This window comes from Lysinibacillus sp. FSL K6-0102 (assembly GCF_038003545.1).
Classification (GTDB): Bacteria; Bacillota; Bacilli; order Bacillales_A; family Planococcaceae; genus Lysinibacillus; species Lysinibacillus capsici.
Genome location: NZ_JBBOPH010000001.1, coordinates 4226406 through 4253168, shown reverse-complemented (window position 1 = coordinate 4253168; position 26763 = coordinate 4226406). Strand labels below are relative to the sequence as shown.

The window sequence follows — 26763 nt, the reverse complement described above, 5'->3', positions numbered from 1 at the left end:
AGAATGATACGATTCATGGAAGAAAGAGATATTCCCGAGGTTTTGGCTATCTATAATGATATTATTTTAACAAGCAAGGCTGTCTATCGATACGACATACAAACTTTAGATGAAAAAGTACAGTGGTTTAGGGAGCAACAAGCATTTGATAATCCTTTACTTGTATTTGAGGATAATGGGCTTGTCACTGGCTTTGCTACCTATAGTCAATTCCGTCCTTACCCAGGTTATAAATATACAATGGAGCACTCTGTCTATGTGCATAAAGAACATTATCAAAAAGGGATTGCGAAAAAGCTCATGAACAAGCTGATAGCGATCGCTGAAGAAAATGGTGTCAAAACGCTTGTTGCTGGTATTGATGGAGAAAACATTGGTAGTATTAAAGCACATGAAAAATTAGGCTTTGAATATGCAGGAACCATTAAAAATGCAGGCTATAAATTTGAACAATGGCTAGACCTTGTGTTCTATCAACTTCATTTGACTGGACCGAAATCATAAAAGGATATGACAAATGTCATATCCTTTTTGTGATGTTTGCGTCTGTTACTGACTTGTACTCTTGTTTTATGATGAGGTCATAAGAAAAAAAGAAACGAGGGAGTAAAAGATGGCAACTATTAAAGAAAAAACAAAAAAGTTACGCCAAGATGTAGCGCCATTTGCCAAATCAGATACGCGTAAAAGTGTTTTTCAGATTATAAATACAATTGTACCGTTAATTGCATTATGGGTGGCTGGTTACTTGTTAGTGGATGTATCACCTTGGCTAACAGTCGGCTTAAGTGCTATTTCAGCAGGTTTTGTCGTACGAACTTTTATTATTTTTCATGATTGTACACACGGCTCATTTTTCAAAAGTAAAAAGGCAAACGACTGGGTTGGATTTTTTACTGGGGTGCTAACATCATTCCCTTATGAAAAATGGAAACGTGAACATACAATTCACCATGCAACAAGCTCAAACTTAGACAAGCGTGGTATCGGTGATATTGATATGATGACAGTTGAAGAATATATGCAAGCCTCAAAAGGGCAACGTCTATGGTACCGCTTCTATCGTAATCCATTTGTGATGTTTGGATTAGGCCCACTTTATATGGTTCTTGTCTTAAATCGTTTTAATCGTAAGGATGCGAAGAAGAAGGAACGTCTCAATACAATTTTAACGAATATTGTCATTGTGGGAATTTGTGCTGCTTTAATTTTCTTCATGGGCTGGCAAGCGTTTTTATTAGTGCAAGGCGTTACTTTATTTATTGCAGGTTCTTTAGGAATTTGGTTATTTTACATCCAGCACACGTATGAAGATTCTTATTTTGAACACGATTCAGAGTGGGATTATGTGAAAGCTGCAGTTGAAGGAAGCTCCTATTATAAATTGCCAAAACTTTTACAATGGGTAACAGGGAATATTGGCTTCCATCATGTACATCACTTAGCTCCTCGTGTACCTAATTATAATCTTGAAAAGGCACACAATGAGACACCGCCATTACACATGGCAACAACGATTACTTTACGTACGAGTTTAGAATCACTACGTTACAAGTTATATGATGAAGATCAAGGTAAATTTGTGACGTTTAAAGAAGTAAATGAAATTATAAAACGTAAAGCAAGAGGCAGTATTGCCGCTTAGTTGATAACAGCCATCTCTGCAAGAGAGATGGCTGTTTTATGTAAAGAGAAGAATATGGGTCAAAGCATGTACAGGCATAAATTTAATTTTCTTGTTATAATAAGGGAAAAGTAGGAAAGAGCGTGAGATTATGTTGAGGAAATGGCATAGTATTATTCCGAATAGTCCGATGCTCAGTGTATATTTGTGGATAATTTTTTGTTTCCTACCGTTTTTCTTCATTTTTAGGAAATCATCTTATATCGAAATATCGATAGGCATTACATTTTTAATGCTCTATTTTATCTTCTATCGATTTGCCATGAATTCGAAAAGCGGTTTAGTTTATATGTGGATTAGCTTTGAAATGGTCATAAACATTATTATGACCATCTTGTATGGCTATGTCTATTTGTCCATTTTTACAGCATTTTTTATTGGCAATATCCGAAGACCCGTCGGCTTTTATATTATGTATGGTCTACATATTGGCTTTACAGTTATTTCAACTGGTGCTGGATTCTTTGTAGAGCTCAACCTATTTTTATCGCAGTTGCCTTTCGTTGTATTAACTATTTTAGCTGTTGTCCTTTTACCGCTAACGCTTTATTCCAAAAATAAACGTGAAAATTTAGAGGGACAGTTAGAAACAGCCAATGAACGTATTGCTGAGTTAATTGTTTTTGAAGAACGACAAAGAATAGCTCGAGATTTGCATGATACATTAGGACAAAAATTGTCCATGATTGGTTTGAAGAGTGATCTAGCTTCTAGGCTGATTGAACGAAATCCCCAGCAGGCCTTGATTGAGATTAAGGATATACGCCAGACGGCTAGTATTGCTTTAAAAGAGGTTCGGGAATTAGTTTCAGATATGCGCACGGCAAAATTTGAAGATGAGATCATGCGTATTTCACAAATACTAAAGGCAGCTGAAATGGAGTTTGTCTTTGAGGGGGATAAAAACGCACTGCAAGTTCCACCACTTGTAGAGAATGTTTTATCTATGTGCTTAAAAGAGGCGGTTAATAATGTTGTCAAACATAGTGGAGCAACAAAATGTGAAATTGCTTTCCATCAAAATTTTAAAGAAGTTTACTTAGTAGTGCGAGATAACGGACAGGGCATTACGAAAAAACAAGCCTGGAGAACTGGTAATGGATTGAAAGGAATGCGGGAACGTTTAGAGTTTATTAATGGGTCCTTCAAAATTGAAAGTGTTGAGGGCACCACATTAACGGTAACTATCCCAGTAGCTATTACGCATCAGAATGTCAAAGACAATCTGAAGAACATATAGAAAAGAGGATTGTGACATGATACGAATTGTGATTGCTGAAGATCAGGGGATGCTATTAGGCGCGCTTCGCTCTTTACTTAGTATGGAGGAGGATATGGAGGTTGTTGGCTTAGCAAAAAATGGTGAGGAAGCATTGATGCTTGTGGAAGAGCATCAGCCTGATATTTGTATTATGGATATTGAAATGCCAGTGAAAACGGGACTAGATGCAGCAGAAGAAATGCATAGCACTGGCTCAGGTTGTAAAGTCATTATTTTAACTACATTTGCTAGACCTGGTTATTTCGAACGTGCTAGAAAAGCGAGTGTCAGAGGCTATTTATTAAAGGATAGCCCTATAGAGGAGTTAGTGAGCGCAATCCGTACAATCATGGACGGTAAACGCATTTATGCGCCAGAGCTCGTTGATTTTGTCTATGAAGATGATAGTGAAAATCCTTTAACGGAGCGAGAGAGTCAAGTTCTGACACTTGTAGCAGAGGGCAAGACGACAAAGGAAATTGCTGCTGAGCTGTTTTTGTCTGCTGGCACAGTTCGTAACTATATTTCGACGATTTTAGAAAAACTAAACGTCGGCAATCGAATTGAGGCCATTGCACGCTTTAAAGAAAAAGGATGGAATAAATAAAATGAGAACCTTTTCGCATCATAACCGAAAAGGTTCTCATTTTTTTACTTATTACGTTTAGTTAAACGGCCAAGAACGAATGCACCTGCTGCTACTGCAAGAACAGTATTCGTTTTTTTCGTAAATACTTGTTTTGTGACAAGATTAAGGTTTTGAGGACGCTCAGCTAAACGGCGCATGAAATAGCCGTACCAATCTTCACCGAATGGAACGTACACACAGAAGTTATAGCCCTCTTTTGCAAGTTCTTTTTGCATATCTGTACGGAAACCATATAGCATTTGGAATTCAAATTTATCAAGTGGAATATTATGATCAGCTACAAAGCGTTTTACGTGCGCAATAATATTGTGATCGTGAGTTGCGATTGATGTAAATTTACCATTTAGTAGGTGATATTCAATCAACTCAATAAAGTTTAAATCAATATCTAATTTATCTTGATAGGCTACTTCAACTGGCTCTTTATAAGCACCTTTTACGATACGTAAACGGTAGTCCTTAAATTTTTCAATATCATCTTTTGCACGGTAAAAGTATGATTGGATGACTGTACCAACATTATTAAATGTTTTCGATAATTCTTCCACCATATCGAAGGAAGTTTGTAGACGTCCATAGTCTTCCATATCAAAGTTAACAAAGATATCGTATGAAGCGGCTTTTTCTACAATCTCATACAGATTGTCATAACAAAAATCAACATCAATATCTAAGCCTAATTGAGATGGCTTTAATGAAATATGTGCCGCTACACCATTTTCGTGAATAGCTTCGATCACAGTAAGGATTTTTTCTTTAGCAGCAGTCGCTTCTTCTTTACTTGAAACAAATTCACCTAGGTTATCTACTGTACAAGAAATATTATGTGCATTTAGTTCTTTAATGCTTGCAATTGTTTCTTCGATATTTGTACCAGCTACTACACTTTGTGCTCCTAATTTTAGGCCATATTTCTTTGCAGCACTGTTTAATAGTTGGTTCTCAGATAAGTGGATGAAAAAATCGCGTAATAACATGGTCATTCTCCTAACTGCATTTTCTTTTTAGTATAACATAAATTTTTTAAACTATATTACATTCAGCCTAACAATTATTTCATTTCGAGTAATTGCATACGTTCATTAAATAGTGCAGGATAACTTAAAAAGCCAATCATAACGCTGGATAATGTTGCAGTAGTTAAGAGAGCAAAGATAATTAAAAGTTGAAATTGGACTGCATGAATAGGGTCGGCTCCCCCAATAATTTGACCACTCATCATACCTGGTAACTGTACTAGCCCGATTGTTTTTTGACTCTCAATCGTAGGAATCATACTAGCTTTTATGGCATTAATTAATTGACGATGAATAGCCTGTTCTGGTGTGCCACCCAGGGATAGTATTAGTTCCATTTGATCCTTATTGTTAATAATTTCAGCTGTAAAACGATTTAAGAATAAAATGGATAGCACCATGGAATTACCAATTAGCATCCCGCTAATGGGAATGATATACTGAGCGGTTGCTGGAACAATATGAAAGCCTAGCAAAACACCTTGTGTAATTATTTCTATCATGACAAGAGTTAGTGCTATCTTCCAGGTGATTCCTTTAATACCTGCTCCTTTTTTTCGTGCATTTAACGTGGCCACGATAATCATTAGTGCTACCATCAGGAGAATATAGCTAAAACTATCCGCATCAAACACAAATTTTAATATATAGCCGATAGCAAGCAATTGAATGATGGAGCGTAATGTTGCAATAAGCGTATCTTTTTCAAGGTCTAATTTTAATATTTTGGATAATAGTAAAGGGATACAAACAAAAATTAATGTCAGTGATAAGGCTGTATATGTCATTTGTTTACCCCCTGTACAAACTCGGCAACACGTGGATTTGTTGGTGCATCGAGTAATGAACTTTTACCAGTTTCAACGAGCTCCCCATTCATCATAACCCATGTATAGTGACCGATCGTTAGCGCTTGTTGCAAATTATGGGTAATCCAAATCATGGTAACGTTGTATTTTTTGTTAATGGTGACAATCAATTTTTCAATATCCTGTACGGATTGACGATCCAAGGCAGACGTTATTTCGTCTAATAATAAAATAGAGGATTTATTGATAAGTGTTCGAGCGATGGATACCTTTTGACGTTGTCCGCCTGATAGATCATTTGTAGATTGATGCAGGAAGCTTTCGTTTAACCCAACGTCCTCTAAATATTGAATAGCCTCCTGCTGCAAAAGTTTTTGTCCTTGCAGTGTACGGGGAAGTGCAAGATTCTCTAACACTGTACCTGCTATCATAGGAGCTGCCTGTAAAGCAATACCAACATGCCTTCTTAAAGCTGTTGGATCATATGTAGAAATAGGTTGATTATCGACGAGTATATGCCCATTTGATGGTGAGAGAAGGCCATTACATAATTTAAGTAATGTTGTTTTACCAGCGCCAGAGGGGCCAACGAGAGTGGTGATTTGCCCTTTCGGAAATGACCCAGTAATTGACTTTAATATCATTTTGTCATTTACTGAAAAATGAACTTGTTGAAAGTGAATGGCAGGTTCATATAACATATTCATCTATTGAAACTCCTTTACTTTAGTCAGTAAAATAACTGTAGCATGAAATGACTGGAAGATGGTGTTGAAATAAAAGAAAGAAGGGGATTTGGGAATGGAAATATTGTATTTCGATACATTAACATATGCACAAGGCGATATGTATGTTGTGGCTTCAGACAAAGGACTTGTTTATATAGGTACACCAAATGCAGCATTCGATGAAGTAAAGGAGTGGGCTATAAAACCATTTAAAGGATATTGTTTTGAAGAGAATTCAGAAAAGTTGCTCCCATATAAAGAGCAGTTAACAGCCTATTTTAAGAAGGAACTTATTGAATTTAATCTTCCAATTCATGTGAAAGGGACAGCATTTCAATTAGCAGTGTGGGATGCATTAAAAGAATTACCCTATGGTACAACAACAACTTATGGAAATATTGCTCAACGCATTGGTAATCCCAAAGCGGTTCGAGCGGTGGGGACTGCTATTGGAGCAAACCCAATCCTGGCAATTATTCCATGTCATCGGGTTATTGGCAAAAATGGTCAATTAACAGGCTTCAGAAGCGGCTTAGCTATGAAACAATTTTTACTTGAGTTAGAGAAGGAATAGAACGAGTGAAGCGGTAAATGTTAGTCTCTTGCGAAATAATGGAAAGAGCGCTTTTTCTATGGATTAGATCACTTCAAACAAAGTAATCTTCTTTCTCTGTAAACGAACAGTTTCACATGTAGGAGTGCACCAAAAGAAATCTGCCCCATTATCCAAAGATAAAGGAGCAGATGAACTAGCTATACATGTTGTTCTTCTTGAACATTGTTCTGCGTTTTACCGAAATGTGTTAAACGATGAGCGAAGGTTTCGCCTCGCACAGCGGAGCTTTTGAAAATATCTTGGTATTCGTAGGCAGGCGTTCCGTGTTCCATTACATCTAATCCAGCAATTTCTTCTTCAGCTGTTACTCGTAATGGGACAAATGCTTTGATGATCAATAAACCTGCAGCTACAGATACACTAACCCAAGCAATAGTTGCAATAACGCCGATTGCTTGAATACCTAATAGACCAAAACCCCCACCATAAAATAAGCCTTGCCCACCAATATCAAAGAGGCCAACTGCCAGTGTTCCCCAAATACCACAAATACCATGAACAGCAATTGCTCCAACAGGATCATCAACTTTTAGCTTCCACTCTAGGAAGCGTACACCTTCCACAAGTAAAGGGGCAGCAATTAAACCAATGATAAGTGAGCCAAAAATGCTGACATTCGCTGCACCAGCAGTAATCCCTACAAGCCCAGCTAATGCACCATTTAATGTAAGAGAGCCATCGATATGTCCGTATCGAAATTTTGTATAGAAAGCAGTGGCAACGACACCAGCTGCAGCTGCAAAAAACGTATTAGCAATAACGCTAGGAACTAGCTCTGGATCAGCAGCTAAAGTAGAAGCGCCATTGAAGCCGAACCAACCAAACCAAAGTAAAAATACGCCTAATGCACCTAATGGAATGCTGTGTCCTGTAATAACATTTACTCGCCCATTTTCATATTTGCCTAGTCGAGGTCCAACCATAACTGCTGCGACAAATGCTGCAACAGCCCCTGTTAAGTGGACAACTGTCGAGCCAGCAAAATCAACAAAACCTAAATCTGTTAACCAACCTTGACCACTCCAAACCCAGTGGCCTACTACAGGATAAACAACTAAAGACATAAGTATAATAACTCCAACATAAGCGAAAATATTAGTACGTTCTGCAACAGCCCCCGATAAAATAGTTGCTCCAGTTGCAGCAAACATCGTTTGGAAGATAAAGAAAGAAAGATCATCTACTCCTTTTAAAGCAAAGCCACTTGTGCCGAAAATGCCACCTACTGAGTCTCCGAACATAATGGCATAGCCACATAAAAAATAGACGATTCCACCAAGAGAAATGGTAAGAAAATTCTTCATGATGATATTGACTGCGTTTTTTGAGCGGGTAAATCCAGCCTCAACCATAGCAAAACCTGCATGCATAAAGAATACTAAAATAGTGCCAAGCATCACCCAAATTAAATTAACAGATAATAGTACTTCATCCATCTATATCGCCCCCTTTATTCTACTGCAATCGATCCGACTTCTTTTGTTCGGATACGAATTGCTTGTTCTACTGGATAAATGAAAATCTTCCCGTCCCCAACTTTACCGGTTGCTGCTTCACGCAATAAAATCTCTACAATGGCATCAACTTTGCCATCGTCTACAATCATTTCTAATTTTAATTTAGGTAAAAATTCAATTTCATACGTATTGCCGCGGAAGAGTCCTGTTCGACCTAGCTGACGACCACAACCAGCGATTTCAGAAACGCTTAACCCTGCAATTCCTTCCTGTGCAAGACCATCCCGAACAGCTCCAAAAACTTCAGGACGAATGATTGCTTCAATTTTTTTCATGAGTACCAGCTCCTTGCGTAAATTTAATTTACATGTTAAAACGGTATTAAAAACAGTGCAATTGTTTTTTTGAATTCTATGTAAGGTTAGTTTACATGGAATATTTCTAGTCTCGAAGTATTTTAGAAAAAAGGTTTTTATAAAGGGAATGAAAGCGGTACTAAAATTTGTGTCTAAAATGTGTACAGTTCTAAATTTTCTGACTATTTATGTTAGAAAACCTAACATCTACAAGAGGGAATGTAATACGCAAGAATTTGGGTATATAGTGTATACTAGGACTAATTATCAAAGCGGAAGAAGGGGTTTCTTTTGAGATCAAACTATGCAGATGATAGCTTAGCGCTACACACAGACTTATATCAAATCAATATGGCAGAATCCTACTGGGCGGATGGCATACATAATAAAAAAGCGGTTTTTGAATTGTATTTTAGAAAATTACCTTTTGGTAATGGCTATGCCATATTTGCTGGGTTAGAGCGAATGCTTGATTATCTACGTGATTTTCGTTTTAGTGAATCGGATATTGCGTATTTACGTGATGAAGTAGGTTATAAAGATGACTTTATTCAGTATTTAAAGAACATCCGATTTACTGGAGAAATGTATTCCATGGTAGAAGGGGAACTTGTTTTCGCTAATGAACCAATCGTCCGAATTGTAGCTCCATTAGTAGAGGCGCAGCTAATTGAAACAGCCTTACTTAATATTGTTAACTATCAAACATTAATTGCTACAAAGGCTAGCCGTATCAAGCAAATTATTAAAAATGAAGTGGCAATGGAATTTGGTACAAGGCGTGCACAAGAGATGGATGCTGCTATTTGGGGAACGCGTGCCGCGTTTATCGGTGGTTTTGCTTCCACAAGTAATGTTCGAGCAGGTAAACTTTTTAAAATTCCTGTCTCTGGTACACATGCCCATGCATTAGTACAAGCTTATAAAAATGATTATGATGCATTCCATGCTTATGCAAAACGTCATCGCGATTGTGTGTTTTTGGTAGATACTTATAATACATTGAAATCAGGGGTGCCAACTGCAATTAAAGTAGCTAAAGAGCTAGGAGACAAAATTAACTTTATTGGCATACGCTTAGATAGCGGCGATATTGCTTTCTTATCAAAAGAAGCTCGTCGTATGTTGGATGCTGCAGGCTTCCATGATGCCAAAATCATTGTCTCAAACGATTTAGATGAATACACCATCTTAAATTTAAAAGCTCAAGGAGCAAAAGTGGATGTTTGGGGAATTGGTACAAAGCTTATTACAGCTTACGACCAGCCTGCGTTAGGTGCAGTATATAAAATGGTGGCTATCGAGAATAGCGAAGGGCAACTTGAAGATACAATAAAAATCTCAGCTAATGCGGAAAAGGTATCAACGCCAGGCTTGAAAAATGTCTATCGTATTATCGATAAAAAGAATGGAAAGGCAGAAGGAGACTACATCACAATGCACGATGAAAATCCTCAAGCTGAGGAACGTATCAAAATGTTCCATCCGATTCATACGTTTGTCTCAAAGTTTGTCACAAATTTTGAAGCAAAAAATTTACATCAGCATGTTATTAAAAATGGAGCGATCAATTATCAAAACCCTACATTAGAGGAAATGCGTGATTACGCGGCGGAGAATTTAGAGCTGTTGTGGGATGAATATAAGCGTGCGATGAATCCTGAAGAATATCCGGTCGATCTCAGTCAAAAATGCTGGGATAATAAGATGCGTAATATTGAAGAAGTGCATGCGATGGTTAAACGAATGTAAAAAGGAGTGACGGGTGCAATGACTTTACAGCAACAAATTATTGAGGAATTACGCGTACTGCCTAACATTGATGTACAGAGGGAAATACGTAAATCAATTGATTTTTTAAAGGAATATGCAAAACGCTATAGTTTTGTAAAAGGTTTTGTTCTTGGTATTTCTGGTGGTCAAGATTCAACATTAACAGGAAAACTAGCGCAGTTGGCTATTGATGAATTAAATGCAGAAGAGGGAGAAATGAAGTATTCGTTTTTCGCTGTACGATTACCGTATGGCGTACAAACTGATGAACAGGATTGCCAAGATGCCATTGATTATATAAAGCCAACGAAGGTTTATACAGTAAATATAAAAGACGCAGTGGATGCTAGTGTGAGAGCTCTAACAAATGCGGGGGTTGAGCTGAATGACTTTGTGAAAGGGAATGAAAAGGCTCGTGAGCGTATGAAGGTCCAATATTCAATTGCTGCAATGAATGGAGCGGTTGTATTAGGAACAGATCATGCTGCGGAAGCTATTACAGGCTTCTATACAAAGTTTGGTGATGGTGGAGCAGACTTAATGCCAATCTTTCGTTTAAATAAACGACAAGGAAAGCAATTGTTAGCAGAACTTCAATGCCCTGAGCATCTTTATAAAAAGGTGCCTACAGCAGACTTAGAAGAAGATCGTCCCTCATTGCCAGACGAAGTGGCGCTAGGTGTGTCGTATGATCAAATAGATGATTATTTAGAGGGGAAAGAAATTCCAGAAGAACCTCGCCAAAGATTAGAAGGGTATTATTTGCGTTCCCAACATAAACGTCATATGCCAATTACAATATTTGATGATTTTTGGAAGTAAGATGAGCGAAAAGGGTTATAAAGAAAGTGGTTTCACTTTTAAAAATAGCTCTTTTCGCTCTTTTTTTATGTATTATGGTTCTATGTTGTTAATTGTCAGCATATAATGTCGATATAATTACCTATAAGGATAATAAAATGTAGGGGAGGGTAACTTTTTATGAGGACTTCTAGAGTGAGTGCAACGACAAGTAGTGTTTTTCGGCAGGAACAACAGTATTTACATGCTGGTGATCTCAGCCATAACTTTGGGCAAAATCCACAAAAGCAATTTCGGAATAGATTACAAAAAAATAAAGAGAAGACGTACAATTCAACAACTATTTCTGTTAATTCACAACAGCAGCAACCGATTACACCTATCCATATAGATAGCGCTAGTGATTTGGAAATTCGCCGTGAATTAAATGAGACGGCATTAAAGCTCAGTCGTTTAAACAAACAAAAGAAGCGTCTCAATAGTTACCGTTCTTCCATATAAGCCAAACTCTCCACATCAGTGTGGAGAGTTTTTATTTTTGAGGGGAAGTAAATGAAAGTACTAAAATCAAAATATTTGAAGTGAAGATGTTCATGGAATGTTCAAGGTAATTTTTCCATTTCTTCACAGCGATTTTTAACTAATTTCACAACTAATCTGTAATGTAGGAGGTGGCAACAAAAAACTAAACTTGGAGGATAAAGTTGTGAAAAAATTATGGTTACCTGCACTAATATTATTATTTGTACTTGCAGCTTGTGGTAGCGAAAAAAAACAGGTAGAAGAAACGGAAATTGAGCAAGAAGTTACGAAAAATGAATCAGAAACCGTGCAAGTTGCTTCATTAGTAGATACACGGTTACAAGAGCCAGAAGAAGAGACAACTTGTGAAATGTGTAATATGAAAGTTTATATGAAAGACCATGATATGGGTGTATTTTCAGCACAGGCAATAAAAGAAGATGGAACAATCGCTTTTTATGACGATATTGGCTGTTTATTAAATGCAGAGGTTGCTAATGAAGAAAAAAACGAAAAATTTGTACGTGATTTTGTGTCGAAAGATTGGGCAAAGATTGAAGATGTAACAATTATAAAAACAGAGCTGAAATCTCCGATGAACTGGGGCTATATTTATTTCGTGGACAAGGCTGAAGCAGATAAATATATGCAAGAAAATTCGAAAGCTTATGTGGAGGAACTACAAAAAATTAAAGATGATGCATTGGAGAGACGTAAGAAAATGATGCAAAAAAAGGCTGAGGATGAAAAAGATGCATCCGGTTCTATGCATTCGAATGAGATGAATCAAGAAGGGCACGGTCATTAAATCATAGACTAGGGGAAATCCTCTAGTCTTTTCTTGCTGAATGAGGAGGTGGAAAGTGATGAAGCAAATCATGTTGTTCTTTTTATTTTTTCTCATGACAAGTCAAACGGCGTATGCAGAATTTGATATTCAATATGCTATCGATCAAGCAAAAGCTGGAGATAGTATTCATATTCCTGCTGGTCGTTACCAAGGGAATTTCACGGTGAAGAAACCGATCAAACTGTACGGACAAAAAGGGACTGAGCTTTATGCTCAAAATGATGAACCTGTATTAAAAATTGAACATGTATCGAATGTTTCTATAGAAAATATAAGGATAACAGCAAAAAATAAAGGAATTGTTGCTAATGAGGCGGATAATTTAGAGCTAAGAGCTATTGAACTAAAAGATATCCGAGTTGGTATATATCTTCAACAATCAAGGCATATTCGAATTTTAGAAAATAGGATCATTGGAAATGAATCTCACTTTGCTGAAAAAGGAAATGGAATTGCGATTTTTAAAAGTGAAGATGTCGTGATCGATCAAAATACGATCGAACAAGTCCAGGATGGTATATATGTTGAAGAAGGGACGCGAATAGATGTACAGCGAAACAAGGTAACAAATAGCCGTTATGGAACACATTTTATGTATTCAAGTAATGTGAAGGTGTTGTTCAATACATATTTACAGAATGTTACAGGTCTTATGGTGATGATGACTACTAATTTAGAAATAAGTAGTAATACAATTAGTGCTCATAATGGCTTCAATAGTTATGGACTTATGATGTATGACACACAGGAGGCAATGGTAAGAGAAAATAGCTTTCTACATAATCGTGTAGGGGTAGCGTTGCAGAAGAGTTCAGTGATTCAAATACAAGAAAATCGCTTTCAGATGAATCAAACTGCATTAGAATGTACAAAAGTCGATGAGCGTTCAATCATTATGGATAATCAGTTTACAGGCAATATATTAACAGCAAGGTCAGACAATCGGGGGTTACGTTTAATTCATAATTTTTATGATGATTATACAGGGCTAGATGTTACAGGTGATGGTTTTGGAGATGTTCCATATGTGGCTGTGTCAAGTTTTGGACAATGGATGGTGAGACAGCCGGTTTATCAATTTTTTGTGGCATCACCAAGCGTTGTTATCCTGACGTCACTAGATCAACAGATTAATAAAACAGAACGAAATCTACTGGTAGATAATGAACCAAAATTACTGAGCAATATGAAAGAGATAGAGTTTTCATTAAATATCTTACAATTAGTGATTGGTTTTATCGTGTTTATGGGAAGTTTATGGCTTTGGAAAAGGGGGATACGAGTGTGACTAGATGGATAATGATAGTAATTATATGTGGCGTTATTTTAGTAGGCTGTGGTGAAAAAACATACCTTCCACGTGAAATTAATAGTGAAACAGATGTTTGTGAAGTTTGTAATATGAGTATTGTTCATAATGAATACGCAGGGCAAATTGTTTTGAAAAATGGAGACTATGAGATTTTTGATGATATTGGATGCTTAATGGATTACATTGAGCTAAATGGCGATGGTGAAGTGGGAGCAGCCTATATTAAAAATAAAGCAACGAATGAATGGATTGACGTTTATAAAGCGATTTATGTGTACAACAAAAATTATTGGACGCCGATGAACTATGGTGTTATTGCATTTGCTACAAAAGACGAAGCCAAAGAATGGATGAATGATGAAGAAGAAGGTCAACTATTTGCCTATCGTGATTTGCTGACATTGAATTGGGGGATTCATGAGTGATGTTTGTAAAAATAGAGCTGAAGCAGATTTTAAGAAGTCGATGGATGCAACTAGTAGCCTTTCTGTTTGCGTTTGTTTTCGTTGCCATAGTCGTCATTCAACAAATGGCTTTACCAGATATTGAAGGCTTTACACGTCAAACTGCATCATTTTTAAGTGTGTTATTATTTCTGCTGCCGCTATTTATCCTCACCATTGGTAGTATGAGTATAGCTGGTGATATAGAATCAGGTTGGTTATCGTTATTAAAAACATACCCTATGAAGCGGAAGCAATATATTACAGGCAAATATGTAGCTACGGTACTTGCGTTTTTATTAGTAATAGTAGTGGCATTTGGTTTTGTATTAACCGTAGGTGGGTTACTAGGTGGGGTACGGTTACCAATTGTTTTAGTTATTCTTACGCTATTATGTATTATTATCTTTGTGTCTTTAGGAATCTTGCTAGGGGTATTTGCAAAAACAAGATTATTTGCACTTGCATTATCACTTGTAGTATGGTCCTTTCTTTTATTGCTCATTTCTTATGCTTTAATGGCGATAGGTGCAGTTGTTTCAGGGCATCTTTTACAAAAGCTCATCATCATAACGATACATATTAATCCAGTAGAATGGCTGCGCTTCGGCTATTTTATATTTAGTAATCAAGCTAGTGTGCTTGGTCCAGCCTTTTATGATGTAACGAGGTTTTACTTATCACCGCTTGGTCAGGTGGGGTATGGAATAATAACAATACTCTGGATTGTACTACCGTTAATGCTTGCTACGAAGCTGTTAAAGGAGGGGGAGCGGCGATGATTCTGTTAGAGGGAAAAAATGTAGCTAAGGTTTATGAAAATGATAGAGGATTAAAAGAAGCCTCCTTTCAGCTGCAAGCTGGTCGAATTCTTGCATTGGTTGGAGGAAACGGGGCTGGAAAGAGTACTTTGATTCGTTTGTTAACGGGTCAAGAGAAACAGCAATCTGGTGAAATAATATGGCATCAACCACAAACAATCCGTTTTATGCCTGATGATGTAAACTTTCCAACTATGCTAACTGCAGCTGAAATATTAGAGCTGTTGGCATCTTTAAAACAAGTAGATAAATATGAGCAAGAGAATGTACTGAAGCGTGTTTCCTTGTGGGATGTTCGGAAGCAAAGAGCTAAACACTTTTCCAAAGGGATGCTCCAACGGCTAAACCTAGCCCAGAGCTTACTTGGTAACGGGTCATTGTTAATTTTAGATGAGCCAACGAATGGTCTAGATCCCTTTTGGATAGCACAGTTGAAAAACATGATGTTGGAGGAGAAGAAAAAAGGCAATACCGTTATCTTCTCTACTCATTTGCTATCTTTTGCTGAAGAAATAGCAGATGATGTATTAGTTTTACATGAAGGTGAAATTATCATTTCTGGGGCGATATCTGAAATTTTCTTGCAAGAAAATTCTACATCTTTAGAAGAAATATGGTTAAAAAGATTGAATTTGTAACATTCTAATGGTTAATGACGTTATATAATAAGGATTAGGCTTGTTTGGATGTTATCAAACAAGCCTTTTTTATGAATGTTCGTAGGAAGTAGAAGTTTCAGATAATTGTTTTACAAGACAGATTTCGCTATGCTTAGATTAAGTTTGCTTGCAATTCACACAATTGCTTGATGGAATGGGAGGCTTTTCGATTAATGAATGCTCAAATACAGAATGTTTTAGAAAATATAGAAAAGGTAATGATTGGTAAAAGAGAAGTTGCTGAGCTCAGTATTGTCGCATTATTAGCAAGGGGACATGTTTTATTGGAGGATGTACCTGGAGTAGGAAAGACAATGATGGTGCGAGCACTTGCAAAATCGTTTGATGCACAATTTAAGCGTATTCAATTTACGCCAGATCTATTGCCATCAGATGTAGTCGGTATTTCTATTTATAATCCCAAAACAATGGAGTTTGAATTTCGTCCAGGGCCAATCATGGGGGATGTTGTATTAGCCGATGAAATTAACCGAACGTCACCGAAAACTCAATCAGCGTTGTTAGAGGGGATGGAAGAGGCTTCTGTTACAATTGATGGGAAAACGCTGATGATCAATCAGCCATTTTTTGTGATGGCTACACAAAACCCGATTGAACATGAAGGTACCTATCCTTTACCTGAAGCACAACTAGATCGATTTCTCTTAAAGATAAAAATGGGCTATCCATCTAGGGGGCAAGAGGTTGAAATTTTACGAAGAGCTGAGAATGGTAAAGCCATTGAAAAAATCGAAGCAGTATTATCGGTAGCGCAATTAATCGAATTACAGGAACTTGTTCAAGGTGTGTATGTAGAAGATTCTGTTAAAAATTATATGGTGGAGCTTGCTACCCTAACAAGAGAAAATAATTATGTCTATTTAGGTGTGAGTCCACGTGCCACAATAGCGCTAATGAAAGCTTCTCAAGCTTACGCATTTTTAAAAGGACGAAGCTATGTTACCCCTGATGATGTTCAATATTTAGTGCCATTTGTTTTTAATCATCGTTTAGTTTTAAAACCAGATGCACGCTATGATAACGTGACAGCAGACGAAATTATCCAGCGGATCATTGCTAAAACACCAGTTCCGACAAAGAGGTTTGCAGAACAATGAGGCAATGGAAAGCTTTTGTAGAAAAAAGTAAACATTTCCTATTAATCGCTTTCTTGATGATCATAACATTTTGTTATGCAATGTTCCAAGGTGGGTTTGTGAGCTGGTTTGTATTTTTTACGGTTAGCCCATTTTTAGTATATGCATTCATTTTCTTTGTCGTTAGAGAAGATATTTTACTAATCGAACGCAAGATTGACCCGATTCATATAGAACGAGGTCAATCAGCGAAGGTGCTTATTACGATAGAACGTAAAACACGTTTTCCATTTGCCTATATCGTAATGGAGGAACTTGTGGATAGTGAGGGATTAGTGCAAGCTAAAATACAAAATGCGAATGCCATTAAGTTCGTTGGATTTAAAAAAACCTTTAGCTGGCAATATGAATTGGAAAATATGCCACGTGGTGAACATCGTTACCTAGGTGTTACAATTGTTTTCTATGATTTTTTTGGCTGGGCTAAAAAGGTTGTCGTAGCAGAAAAGGAACAAACTATTTTAGTTTACCCAAGAGTACAAGAGATGAAATATGCTGCGCTTCAAACAAAATATGATGTTGGCTTGATGATGTCTCCATACTCTATTGTGAAGGACACATCGATGGCTGTTGGATTACGAGAGTACGTTCCAGGAGATCGTTTTTCGTGGATTCATTGGAAATCATTTGCACGTACACAAAAGTTACAGTCTAAGGAATTTGAGGATCGACAATCATCTGAACTAATGTTAGTGCTAGACGCTACAAAATCCTCGATGTTTGAAGAAAAAGTAGAGTTAGTAGCTTCAATGCTACAAATGATCGTTCAGGAACGAGGAGATTTATCATTTATTTCTGCTGGAGCAATGACGAAAGTATTCCCAGCTATACAGGGTGACAAGCATTTAGATCAAGTCATGTATCATTTAGCTGCGATAAAACCTACAGAGAATGTCAAGTTTCGATTTCATGACCAACAAGCCTTTAAACAAGTTGCAACACTGCTTTATGTGACAAGTGATGTTTCAGATGAATTCCTACATACTCTTGCGAATATAGTGAAAAGCTGTATTTGTTTTGTAGTGGCAAAGCAGCAACCAGTGCAATCTGAGCTTGCGATGCGGTATAAACATATACAAGTTATTTATGTAAATCCAGCAGATTTCTATCATTTATTCACGGAGGTGATAAGACCGTGAAGCAATCATTAGGAGAATTTTTAGAATTAGCCATAGCTTATGTTATTGTATTTTTCATTTTGCGTGAATGGCTTATTCCCATTATGCAATTAACGAATACAGGTGGGATGCATCTTTTCTTAGTGTTTATCGGTATGTCTTTAGCGCTAAGTCTTTTCCGCGTACATCCTTTATTATCAGGATTAGTGAAGTTTGGTTATATTACCTGGTTTGTCGTTTTTATCTATAGCCCTAGTCCTGTATTATCTGGTGATACATTGCCTTTTTTATTGGCTGAATGGAGAGGGAACATGGCCACGATTCTAACAGGTGACTTTGGACAGGTTTCAGATGTTTTCAGAACAGTGTTATTTCTTGTATTGATTTGGATGCTGGTCTATTTAATTCACCATTGGGTTTCGGTGCGAAAAAATATATTCTACTTCTTTGCCATGACGGTATTCTTTATTGCTACTTTGGATACATTTAGTGACTATGACGGTAAAGCGGCAATTGTAAAAGTTGTTGTTTTAGGATTAATCATGACAGGTGTTCTTTTTGTCAAGCGCCTATGGCTTCAAGTAGAAACTACAAGTACGGTAATGGAGAAATGGAAAATTGTTATTCCCATGCTAGTATCTGTATTACTCGTTAGTTCTGTAGCATACTTTTTACCAAAGACTGGGCCAACATGGGCAGATCCGGTGCCGTTTATCCAAGGGGTTACTGGACAAGACGGAAATGGAAATGGTCAAAAATCAGTTGGTTATAGCCAGGATGATAGTCAGTTAGGTGGTCCGTTCCAAGGAGATAATACTTTAATATTCACTGCCTCTTCCCGTGATCGTCATTATTGGCGTATTGAAACAAAAGATACGTATACGTCAAAAGGTTGGATTGTTTCAGAGGGGAACTTTGGGAAAAATGTTTATGAGTCAAATACACCCATTCTGACTTCTTTAAAAGTAGGGCCGCCCGAAAGTGAACGTCAGATTCAATTAGATATTGCTGTTCCAATGCCATTTTTAATTCAAACATATGGTATGCTTTCTGTTTCGGCTCAAGATTCCACTTTATTTATTCAAGATGAGCAGACTGAAAGAATGAATATAGAACAACAGGTAGGGGAATCGAAATCATTATCAAACTATTCATTGTCTTATAGTGAGCCTGTTTATAGTATGGAGCAGCTCCAATTGTCATATCCAGCAACACTTGAAACAATGGATTCTTCCTTTGATCGATTTTTGCAGTTACCTAACCAACTTCCTCAGCGTGTAAGGGACTTAGCGTCTGAAATAACGCAAAAGAAAGATACGGTTTATGAACAAATTAAGGCTGTAGAAAGTTATTTTAGAACAAATGGTTTTAAGTACGATAAAACGCAAGCTGCCATTCCTGGTGAAAATCAGGATTATGTCGATCAATTTTTGTTCGATACAAAAGTTGGGTATTGTGATAATTTCTCCACTTCAATGGTGGTACTTTTACGCTCAGTAGGAATCCCAGCTCGATGGGTGAAAGGCTTTGCACCTGGGACTGCAGGACCTGTGTCAGATGGATTACGCGAATATCGCATCACGAATGACAATGCGCACTCATGGGTAGAAGCTTTTATACCTGGAACGGGATGGATGGAGTTTGAGCCTACAATCGGCTTTTCTGGGAATGTTAACATCGATTATGATATTCCGTTAGATACGTCTGATGAGGAGGAAGTGGCGCAGCCAGAACGAAAACCCGAGCAGCCACAACCACAAGAACAGGTAACCGAGAAGGAACAGACAAAATCAACATTTAGCTTTGATGCAATGTGGTTATGGATGAAAAAGTTTGCCTATGTTTGGGTGATAATTGTTGTATTATTAATAATCACAGGTATTTCTTTATTCTTACAGCGTAAAACGTGGATTCCTAAGATGCATGTTCGAGCATACCGTAAAAAAGTAGCGGATTGGTCAAATTTCGATTCTTCCTACCATGTTTTACTGAAGCAATTATCCCGTATTGGTTTGCGCAGAAAAGATGGAGAAACGTTAAGTGCATTCGCAGAGCGTGTAGATTCAGCATTAGAAACAGATGAAATGCAAAAGCTGACGGTAGTTTACGAGCAACATATTTATGGGAAAGACAAAGAAGATGTTGATTTTGTGAAGCTGAAAGAAAGTTGGGAATATTTAATCAATCGCACTATCAGTTGATTTTAACGTAGACAAAGAGTAAAATGAAAAAAATTAAATGCAAGGATTGCTTTCATATAAGTTCGATAATAGGGTTCGGATGTTTCTACGAAATCACCTTAAATGATTTCTCTATGAAGGCGGATGTTTTCGTTAGGTGAAAAGTATAGTAAATCACTTTACTTTGCTACGCATTCGCCTTTATCAATATTCTAGAGCTTATGAACGCGTAGAAAGTTTTTTTACTTTCTTCGCGTTTTTCTTTGAACACATGAAAAATCCTTTAAAAATAATAGAAGAGGTGGAAATTTTGACAGCTAGCCCTTTATTAAAAGAGCAAGAAAAAATCGTTGTACTAGACTTCGGTAGCCAATTTAACCAATTAATTACACGTCGTATTCGTGAATTTGGTGTTTTCAGTGAATTACATCCACATACGGTAACTGCAGAAGAAATTAAAGATATGAACGCAACAGGTATTATTTTCTCAGGTGGTCCAAACTCTGTTTATGATGAAAATGCCTTTCATGTGGATCCAGCTATCTTCGAATTAGGTTTACCGATTTTAGGTATTTGCTATGGTATGCAATTAATGGCCCATACAAACGGCGGTAAAGTTGAAGGTGCTGAAACACGCGAGTATGGTAAAGCCGAAATTCAAGTAACAACACCAAACAAATTATTTGGTGAATTACCTACAGAACAAATCGTTTGGATGAGCCATGGTGACCATGTAACAGAAGTTCCAGCTGGATTTGAAGTCATCGCAACTAGTGCATCTTGTCCGATTGCTGCAATGGCAAACGTTGAACGTAAACTATATGCTGTACAATTCCATCCAGAAGTACGTCACTCTGTATATGGTAATGATCTATTACGTCAATTCGTATTCGACATCTGTGAAGCGAAAGGCGATTGGTCAATGGCAAACTTCATTGAGCTTGAAATTGCAAAAATTCGTGAAATCGTTGGCGATAAAAAAGTATTATGTGCTCTTTCTGGTGGTGTAGACTCATCAGTGGTAGCGGTGTTAATCCATAAAGCAATAGGCGATCAATTAACTTGTATGTTCGTAGACCACAACTTAAACCGTAAAGGCGAAGTTGAACAAGTAATGAAAACATTCACAGAAGACTTTGACATGAATCTTATTAAAATTGATGCACGTAAACGATTCATGGACAAACTTGCTGGGGTTTCTGATCCAGAGAAAAAACGTAAAATTATCGGTAATGAATTCATTTATGTGTTTGATGAAGAGGCATCTAAGCTTGAAGGTATGGATTTCTTAGCACAAGGAACTCTTTACACAGATATTATTGAATCTGGTACTTCAACTGCACAAACAATCAAATCACACCATAATGTTGGTGGTCTTCCTGAAGATATGCAATTCCAACTAATTGAGCCACTGAAAACTTTATTTAAAGATGAAGTACGTGCGCTAGGCTTAGAGCTTGGACTAGACGAAAAAATCGTTTGGCGTCAACCGTTCCCAGGTCCTGGATTAGGTATCCGTGTGCTTGGTGAAGTAACAGAAGAAAAATTAGAAATCGTTCGCGAATCTGATTTCATTCTACGTGAAGAAATTGCAAAAGCTGGCCTTGATCGTGACATTTGGCAATATTTTACGGTATTACCTGATATCCGTTCAGTTGGTGTAATGGGCGATGCTCGTACGTATGACTATGCAATCGGTATCCGTGCCGTTACATCTATCGACGGTATGACTTCTGACTGGGCACGTATTCCTTGGGATGTACTAGAGAAAATCTCCGTCCGCCTTGTAAACGAAGTAAAACACGTGAACCGCGTTCTGTATGATATTACATCTAAGCCACCAGCAACGATTGAGTGGGAATAATAGCAAAAGCCCTAAAAGCCCTGAGAGGTTTTTAGGGCTTTTTTTGATTTATTTCCTTCTGAATTTATGGCTTAATGAAGTATCTCAACTGCAACAATTGCTGGTAAAGTGTTGTATGTAGTAAACTAAATGAATGCACAAGAAATTATACTATTCAGATTAGGGGGGATTTAAATGGAGAAAAATAAACCAATGATTTATACATTAACGGTTGGGATGCCAAAAGAATTGGTTGATAGTAAAGGACGTTCAATGATTACAGGGATTGAAAAGCAACGAGTGCAAGAAGTTTATTTGTCCTCTCAAGGCTTTGAAGGGGATGAAGTGGCAGATAAAAAACATCACGGTGGCCCTGATCGAGCAGTTTGTTTATATCCTGCGGAGCATTACATACAATGGGAACAGGAACTTGGAAAAACGTTACCCGTTGCTGCATTTGGCGAAAATTTAACCGTAACAAATATGTTAGAATCAGATGTTTGTATTGGTGATATTTATAAAATTGGAGATGCTGTCATTCAAATTACACAGGGACGTATTCCATGTAGTACGATTGATAGATATACCGAGGCAAACACATTACTCAAACGTTTAATCGAAACAGGCTATACAGGTTTCCTTGCGCGTGTACTTGAAGAAGGGACAATCTGTGCAGATTCAACAATTGAGCTTGTAGAAAAGCATCCTGCACGTATCTCTGTTTTGTATTGCAATGAAGTGTACTTCAAAAACAATGATGCAATCGCTATGAAACAAATACAAGCAGTAGATGCATTAGCAGAAGATTGGAAAGAAAAATTAGAAAAAAGAATTCAAGTCTTGCAAAGAAAAGTGATGAGTTAAAACATACGTTCAAAAGAAGGATCCTCTAGAATTTCTAGGGGATTTTTTCTTTAAACTAATTGCTGAAATGTTCAGTACAAAGCCTCTTTAGTAATACATTTAATAGAACCTGAACATTAAATAAGAATTTTACACGAACTTTCGTATTTCTTTTTAGAAAAATGTTCGGAAATAGGGTTGAAATCTAAAAAACGAAATGATATATTACGAATGTAAATTAAATACGTCGTCGTATAATGTCGGGGATAAGGCCCGTGAGTTTCTACCAAGTTACCGTAAATAACTTGACTACGATTTAGGTTTATACATAAATGTATAAACACTAATTTGTTTCACACACTAATTGTGATGAAATATATCGTAGACATGCGACTAGTAGAGTAGTCAGCGTGTCTTTTTTGTTTTCGATATTGAAGACGACCACACGGAGGATTTTTTGATAATGAAAAAATATTTCATGTTCGATGAATTAGGAACTAATTATCGCCGCGAAATAATAGGCGGTATTACAACCTTCCTTGCAATGGCATATATTCTAGCTGTTAACCCAGGTATTCTAGAAAATGCAGGGATGGATAAAGGTGCTGTTTTCGTAGCAACAGCTTTAGCAGCAGCAGTCGGTTCTTTGATTATGGGGATTTTCGCGAAGTTTCCGATTTCACTTGCTCCTGGGATGGGGTTAAATGCATTCTTTGCATTTACTGTAGTCGGAGCATACGGTATTCCGTGGCAAACTGGTTTAACAGGCGTGTTCTTCTCAGGGATTATCTTTATTATTTTATCTTTAACTGGTATCCGCGAAACTGTTATTAATGCTATACCAGTACAACTTAAATATGCAGTTTCTGCAGGTATTGGTTTATTTATAACTTTTGTTGGTTTACAAGGAGCAGGGATCATTGTCGATAGCCCAGCTACTTTAGTCACTTTAGGAAGTTTCACAGGCGCTACATTATTAGCGGTATTCGGAATTATTCTTTCAGTTATTCTTATTATTAAATTGCGCAGTATCGGTATTTTCTTAGGAATGGTGATTACTGCAGTTATTGGGATGATCACAGGTATCATTGATCCTCCGACAGCCGTTGTATCAGCTATTCCAAGTGTAGATTCTACATTCATGGTAGCACTAGAACCACTTGGTGACTTCGGTACATTATTTAACGTGAAGTTTTTAGTAGTAGTGTTAACATTCTTGTTTGTTGATTTCTTTGATACAGCTGGTACTTTAATGGCTGTAGCGACACAAGCAGGTTTAGTAAAAGATAATAAATTACCGCGTGCAGGACGTGCCTTAATGGCAGATGCACTAGCAACAACTATCGGTTCTTTATTTGGTACGTCAACAACAACAGCGTACGTAGAGTCAACTTCTGGAGTTGCTGCAGGCGCTCGTTCAGGATTTTCAGCAGTCGTAACAGCAGTACTGTTCTTAGTTGCATTATTCTTCTCACCATTACTTGCAGTGGTAACACCAGCAGTTACTGCTCCAGCTTTAGTAATCGTAGGGGTACTAATGGTATCGTCCTTACGCTTAATTGATTGGGACAAATTCGAAATAGCAGTACCTGCATTCTTTACAGTATTAATGATGCCACTTGGTTATTCAATTGCTACTGGTATTGCAATCGGCTTTGTATTCTACCCAATTACAATGTTATTAGCAGGTCGTAAAAAAGAAATTCACCCAATGATGTATGGTCTATTCTTTGTTTTCCTTGCATACTTCATTTGGGTACGTTAGTTAAACAGACACCTTTAATTGTTAGTAAGTTGCTAACAATTAAAGGTGTTTTTTATTGAGTTGATCCAAAATAAAAGAAGGTATTATTTTTACATTTATATAGAAGAAACTCGGTTTTAAATAATGCGAATAGTTTTACTTTAATGAAACACTTGCAAACTTAAATTTATGATGATATATTTAAACACGTTGTTACGAAATAAACGAACAACTTAAAAAATATTAACATAAACAGTTGACAACGAGTTAACATTATGTTAAATTATAAAAAGTTACTTAGTGTAACTAGTAAATGAACCTTGAAAACTGAACAAGCAAAACGTAATCAATAAAGTTTTAAGTAGCTAGTTTTACTAGTGAACGAACACAATTTTGGACATCAAACATGATGCCAGCAAAACAATTTGAGCTAATCAAATTTCTTTTATGGAGAGTTTGATCCTGGCTCAGGACGAACGCTGGCGGCGTGCCTAATACATGCAAGTCGAGCGAACAGAAAAGGAGCTTGCTCCTTTGACGTTAGCGGCGGACGGGTGAGTAACACGTGGGCAACCTACCCTATAGTTTGGGATAACTCCGGGAAACCGGGGCTAATACCGAATAATCTCTTTTGCTTCATGGTAAAAGACTGAAAGACGGTTTCGGCTGTCGCTATAGGATGGGCCCGCGGCGCATTAGCTAGTTGGTGAGGTAACGGCTCACCAAGGCGACGATGCGTAGCCGACCTGAGAGGGTGATCGGCCACACTGGGACTGAGACACGGCCCAGACTCCTACGGGAGGCAGCAGTAGGGAATCTTCCACAATGGGCGAAAGCCTGATGGAGCAACGCCGCGTGAGTGAAGAAGGTTTTCGGATCGTAAAACTCTGTTGTAAGGGAAGAACAAGTACAGTAGTAACTGGCTGTACCTTGACGGTACCTTATTAGAAAGCCACGGCTAACTACGTGCCAGCAGCCGCGGTAATACGTAGGTGGCAAGCGTTGTCCGGAATTATTGGGCGTAAAGCGCGCGCAGGCGGTCCTTTAAGTCTGATGTGAAAGCCCACGGCTCAACCGTGGAGGGTCATTGGAAACTGGGGGACTTGAGTGCAGAAGAGGAAAGTGGAATTCCAAGTGTAGCGGTGAAATGCGTAGAGATTTGGAGGAACACCAGTGGCGAAGGCGACTTTCTGGTCTGTAACTGACGCTGAGGCGCGAAAGCGTGGGGAGCAAACAGGATTAGATACCCTGGTAGTCCACGCCGTAAACGATGAGTGCTAAGTGTTAGGGGGTTTCCGCCCCTTAGTGCTGCAGCTAACGCATTAAGCACTCCGCCTGGGGAGTACGGTCGCAAGACTGAAACTCAAAGGAATTGACGGGGGCCCGCACAAGCGGTGGAGCATGTGGTTTAATTCGAAGCAACGCGAAGAACCTTACCAGGTCTTGACATCCCGTTGACCACTGTAGAGATATAGTTTCCCCTTCGGGGGCAACGGTGACAGGTGGTGCATGGTTGTCGTCAGCTCGTGTCGTGAGATGTTGGGTTAAGTCCCGCAACGAGCGCAACCCTTGATCTTAGTTGCCATCATTTAGTTGGGCACTCTAAGGTGACTGCCGGTGACAAACCGGAGGAAGGTGGGGATGACGTCAAATCATCATGCCCCTTATGACCTGGGCTACACACGTGCTACAATGGACGATACAAACGGTTGCCAACTCGCGAGAGGGAGCTAATCCGATAAAGTCGTTCTCAGTTCGGATTGTAGGCTGCAACTCGCCTACATGAAGCCGGAATCGCTAGTAATCGCGGATCAGCATGCCGCGGTGAATACGTTCCCGGGCCTTGTACACACCGCCCGTCACACCACGAGAGTTTGTAACACCCGAAGTCGGTGAGGTAACCTTTTGGAGCCAGCCGCCGAAGGTGGGATAGATGATTGGGGTGAAGTCGTAACAAGGTAGCCGTATCGGAAGGTGCGGCTGGATCACCTCCTTTCTAAGGATTATTTCGGAATACAAACCTTGGGTTTGTAAGATTACGTTTTGCGTTCAGTTTTGAAGGTTCATTCTATCTGAATGAAACACTTCAAAACTTGTTCTTTGAAAACTGGATAAAACGAC

General features: G+C 38.0%; 24 protein-coding genes, 1 rRNA gene and 2 riboswitches. Of the genes, 20 read left to right on the top strand and 5 right to left on the bottom strand.

Going from position 1 to position 26763, the window contains the following annotated elements; translation table 11 throughout:
• Nucleotides 1-3: 3 nt before the first annotated feature.
• The 4 genes from NYE73_RS21635 (at nucleotide 4) to NYE73_RS21620 (ending at nucleotide 3552) form a co-directional block, all read left to right on the top strand.
• The gene (locus NYE73_RS21635) at nucleotides 4-504 is read left to right on the top strand and encodes a GNAT family N-acetyltransferase (RefSeq protein WP_259951116.1); all 501 of its coding nucleotides are present in this window, start codon (nucleotides 4-6) and stop codon (nucleotides 502-504) included.
• Between the two features lie 109 nt (nucleotides 505-613).
• Complete coding sequence (locus tag NYE73_RS21630; protein WP_054548858.1) at nucleotides 614-1645, top strand: fatty acid desaturase; 1032 nt, start codon at nucleotides 614-616, stop codon at nucleotides 1643-1645.
• A 130-nt stretch (nucleotides 1646-1775) separates the two neighbouring features.
• Nucleotides 1776-2924, top strand: a complete 1149-nt coding sequence (locus NYE73_RS21625) for a sensor histidine kinase (RefSeq protein ID WP_419776226.1) — start codon at nucleotides 1776-1778, stop codon at nucleotides 2922-2924.
• Between the two features lie 16 nt (nucleotides 2925-2940).
• Nucleotides 2941-3552 carry a response regulator transcription factor gene (locus NYE73_RS21620; protein ID WP_048394990.1) on the top strand — a complete coding sequence of 204 codons (612 nt, stop codon included), beginning with the start codon at nucleotides 2941-2943 and terminating at the stop codon, nucleotides 3550-3552.
• A gap of 44 nt (nucleotides 3553-3596) precedes the next feature.
• Here the strand turns inward: NYE73_RS21620 and NYE73_RS21615 are convergent, their stop codons facing one another.
• From NYE73_RS21615 to NYE73_RS21605, 3 genes are all read right to left on the bottom strand, one after another.
• Nucleotides 3597-4571, bottom strand: a complete 975-nt coding sequence (locus NYE73_RS21615) for a proline dehydrogenase family protein (RefSeq protein ID WP_048394992.1) — start codon at nucleotides 4569-4571, stop codon at nucleotides 3597-3599.
• Between the two features lie 74 nt (nucleotides 4572-4645).
• Nucleotides 4646-5398 (bottom strand): ABC transporter permease, encoded by a 753-nt coding sequence (locus NYE73_RS21610; RefSeq protein ID WP_054548857.1) that lies wholly within the window; start codon nucleotides 5396-5398, stop codon nucleotides 4646-4648.
• Nucleotides 5395-6126 carry an ABC transporter ATP-binding protein gene (locus NYE73_RS21605; protein WP_016995349.1) on the bottom strand — a complete coding sequence of 244 codons (732 nt, stop codon included), beginning with the start codon at nucleotides 6124-6126 and terminating at the stop codon, nucleotides 5395-5397. Before NYE73_RS21605 ends, NYE73_RS21610 begins: the two co-directional genes overlap by 4 nt.
• Before the next feature lie 94 nt (nucleotides 6127-6220).
• Here NYE73_RS21605 and NYE73_RS21600 point away from each other — a divergent pair, with 94 nt between their 5' ends.
• On the top strand, nucleotides 6221-6721 hold the full coding sequence (locus tag NYE73_RS21600; RefSeq protein ID WP_048395000.1) for a methylated-DNA--[protein]-cysteine S-methyltransferase: 501 nt from the start codon (nucleotides 6221-6223) through the stop codon (nucleotides 6719-6721).
• 179 nt (nucleotides 6722-6900) lie between these two features.
• On the opposite strand, the gene NYE73_RS21595 is transcribed toward NYE73_RS21600, so the two are convergent.
• Together NYE73_RS21595 and NYE73_RS21590 are read right to left on the bottom strand one after the other, a co-directional pair.
• The gene (locus NYE73_RS21595; protein ID WP_016995351.1) at nucleotides 6901-8199 is read right to left on the bottom strand and encodes an ammonium transporter; all 1299 of its coding nucleotides are present in this window, start codon (nucleotides 8197-8199) and stop codon (nucleotides 6901-6903) included.
• A gap of 14 nt (nucleotides 8200-8213) precedes the next feature.
• A complete protein-coding gene (locus NYE73_RS21590) occupies nucleotides 8214-8555 on the bottom strand; it encodes a P-II family nitrogen regulator (RefSeq protein WP_016995352.1) in 342 nt (113 codons plus the stop codon).
• 312 nt (nucleotides 8556-8867) lie between these two features.
• On the opposite strand from NYE73_RS21590, the gene NYE73_RS21585 reads away from it, so the two are divergent.
• The 15 genes from NYE73_RS21585 (at nucleotide 8868) to NYE73_RS21515 (ending at nucleotide 26638) form a co-directional block, all read left to right on the top strand.
• Complete coding sequence (locus NYE73_RS21585; RefSeq protein WP_259951117.1) at nucleotides 8868-10328, top strand: nicotinate phosphoribosyltransferase; 1461 nt, start codon at nucleotides 8868-8870, stop codon at nucleotides 10326-10328.
• Between the two features lie 18 nt (nucleotides 10329-10346).
• Nucleotides 10347-11171: an ammonia-dependent NAD(+) synthetase gene (gene nadE, locus NYE73_RS21580; protein WP_054548856.1), complete on the top strand. Its 825-nt coding sequence runs from the start codon at nucleotides 10347-10349 to the stop codon at nucleotides 11169-11171.
• A 159-nt stretch (nucleotides 11172-11330) separates the two neighbouring features.
• The gene (locus NYE73_RS21575; protein ID WP_048395004.1) at nucleotides 11331-11651 is read left to right on the top strand and encodes a hypothetical protein; all 321 of its coding nucleotides are present in this window, start codon (nucleotides 11331-11333) and stop codon (nucleotides 11649-11651) included.
• Nucleotides 11652-11856: 205 nt separating this feature from the next.
• Nucleotides 11857-12480 carry a nitrous oxide reductase accessory protein NosL gene (locus tag NYE73_RS21570; RefSeq protein WP_054548895.1) on the top strand — a complete coding sequence of 208 codons (624 nt, stop codon included), beginning with the start codon at nucleotides 11857-11859 and terminating at the stop codon, nucleotides 12478-12480.
• Between the two features lie 58 nt (nucleotides 12481-12538).
• Nucleotides 12539-13810, top strand: coding sequence for a right-handed parallel beta-helix repeat-containing protein (locus NYE73_RS21565; protein ID WP_241489960.1), 1272 nt, complete (start codon nucleotides 12539-12541; stop codon nucleotides 13808-13810).
• Nucleotides 13807-14259: a nitrous oxide reductase accessory protein NosL gene (locus NYE73_RS21560; protein ID WP_231595734.1), complete on the top strand. Its 453-nt coding sequence runs from the start codon at nucleotides 13807-13809 to the stop codon at nucleotides 14257-14259. The genes NYE73_RS21565 and NYE73_RS21560 overlap by 4 nt, the downstream gene beginning before the upstream one ends.
• Entirely contained in the window at nucleotides 14259-15059 is an 801-nt protein-coding gene (locus tag NYE73_RS21555; protein WP_054548854.1) for an ABC transporter permease, read from the top strand. Before NYE73_RS21560 ends, NYE73_RS21555 begins: the two co-directional genes overlap by 1 nt.
• Entirely contained in the window at nucleotides 15056-15736 is a 681-nt protein-coding gene (locus NYE73_RS21550; protein WP_103118863.1) for an ABC transporter ATP-binding protein, read from the top strand. Before NYE73_RS21555 ends, NYE73_RS21550 begins: the two co-directional genes overlap by 4 nt.
• Before the next feature lie 194 nt (nucleotides 15737-15930).
• Nucleotides 15931-16875 (top strand): AAA family ATPase, encoded by a 945-nt coding sequence (locus NYE73_RS21545; protein WP_048395021.1) that lies wholly within the window; start codon nucleotides 15931-15933, stop codon nucleotides 16873-16875.
• A complete protein-coding gene (locus NYE73_RS21540; RefSeq protein WP_259951119.1) occupies nucleotides 16872-18053 on the top strand; it encodes a DUF58 domain-containing protein in 1182 nt (393 codons plus the stop codon). Before NYE73_RS21545 ends, NYE73_RS21540 begins: the two co-directional genes overlap by 4 nt.
• On the top strand, nucleotides 18050-20233 hold the full coding sequence (locus NYE73_RS21535) for a DUF4129 domain-containing transglutaminase family protein (RefSeq protein ID WP_259951120.1): 2184 nt from the start codon (nucleotides 18050-18052) through the stop codon (nucleotides 20231-20233). Before NYE73_RS21540 ends, NYE73_RS21535 begins: the two co-directional genes overlap by 4 nt.
• A gap of 32 nt (nucleotides 20234-20265) precedes the next feature.
• A riboswitch (purine riboswitch) is annotated at nucleotides 20266-20367 on the top strand.
• Nucleotides 20368-20522: 155 nt separating this feature from the next.
• Entirely contained in the window at nucleotides 20523-22076 is a 1554-nt protein-coding gene (guaA, locus tag NYE73_RS21530) for a glutamine-hydrolyzing GMP synthase (RefSeq protein WP_036076059.1), read from the top strand.
• A 174-nt stretch (nucleotides 22077-22250) separates the two neighbouring features.
• Nucleotides 22251-22919, top strand: coding sequence for an MOSC domain-containing protein (locus NYE73_RS21525; RefSeq protein ID WP_259951121.1), 669 nt, complete (start codon nucleotides 22251-22253; stop codon nucleotides 22917-22919).
• A 209-nt stretch (nucleotides 22920-23128) separates the two neighbouring features.
• A riboswitch (purine riboswitch) is annotated at nucleotides 23129-23230 on the top strand.
• A 131-nt stretch (nucleotides 23231-23361) separates the two neighbouring features.
• Complete coding sequence (locus NYE73_RS21520; protein WP_004230532.1) at nucleotides 23362-24663, top strand: NCS2 family permease; 1302 nt, start codon at nucleotides 23362-23364, stop codon at nucleotides 24661-24663.
• Nucleotides 24664-25086: 423 nt separating this feature from the next.
• Nucleotides 25087-26638 (top strand): 16S ribosomal RNA (locus NYE73_RS21515).
• Nucleotides 26639-26763 lie beyond the last annotated feature (125 nt).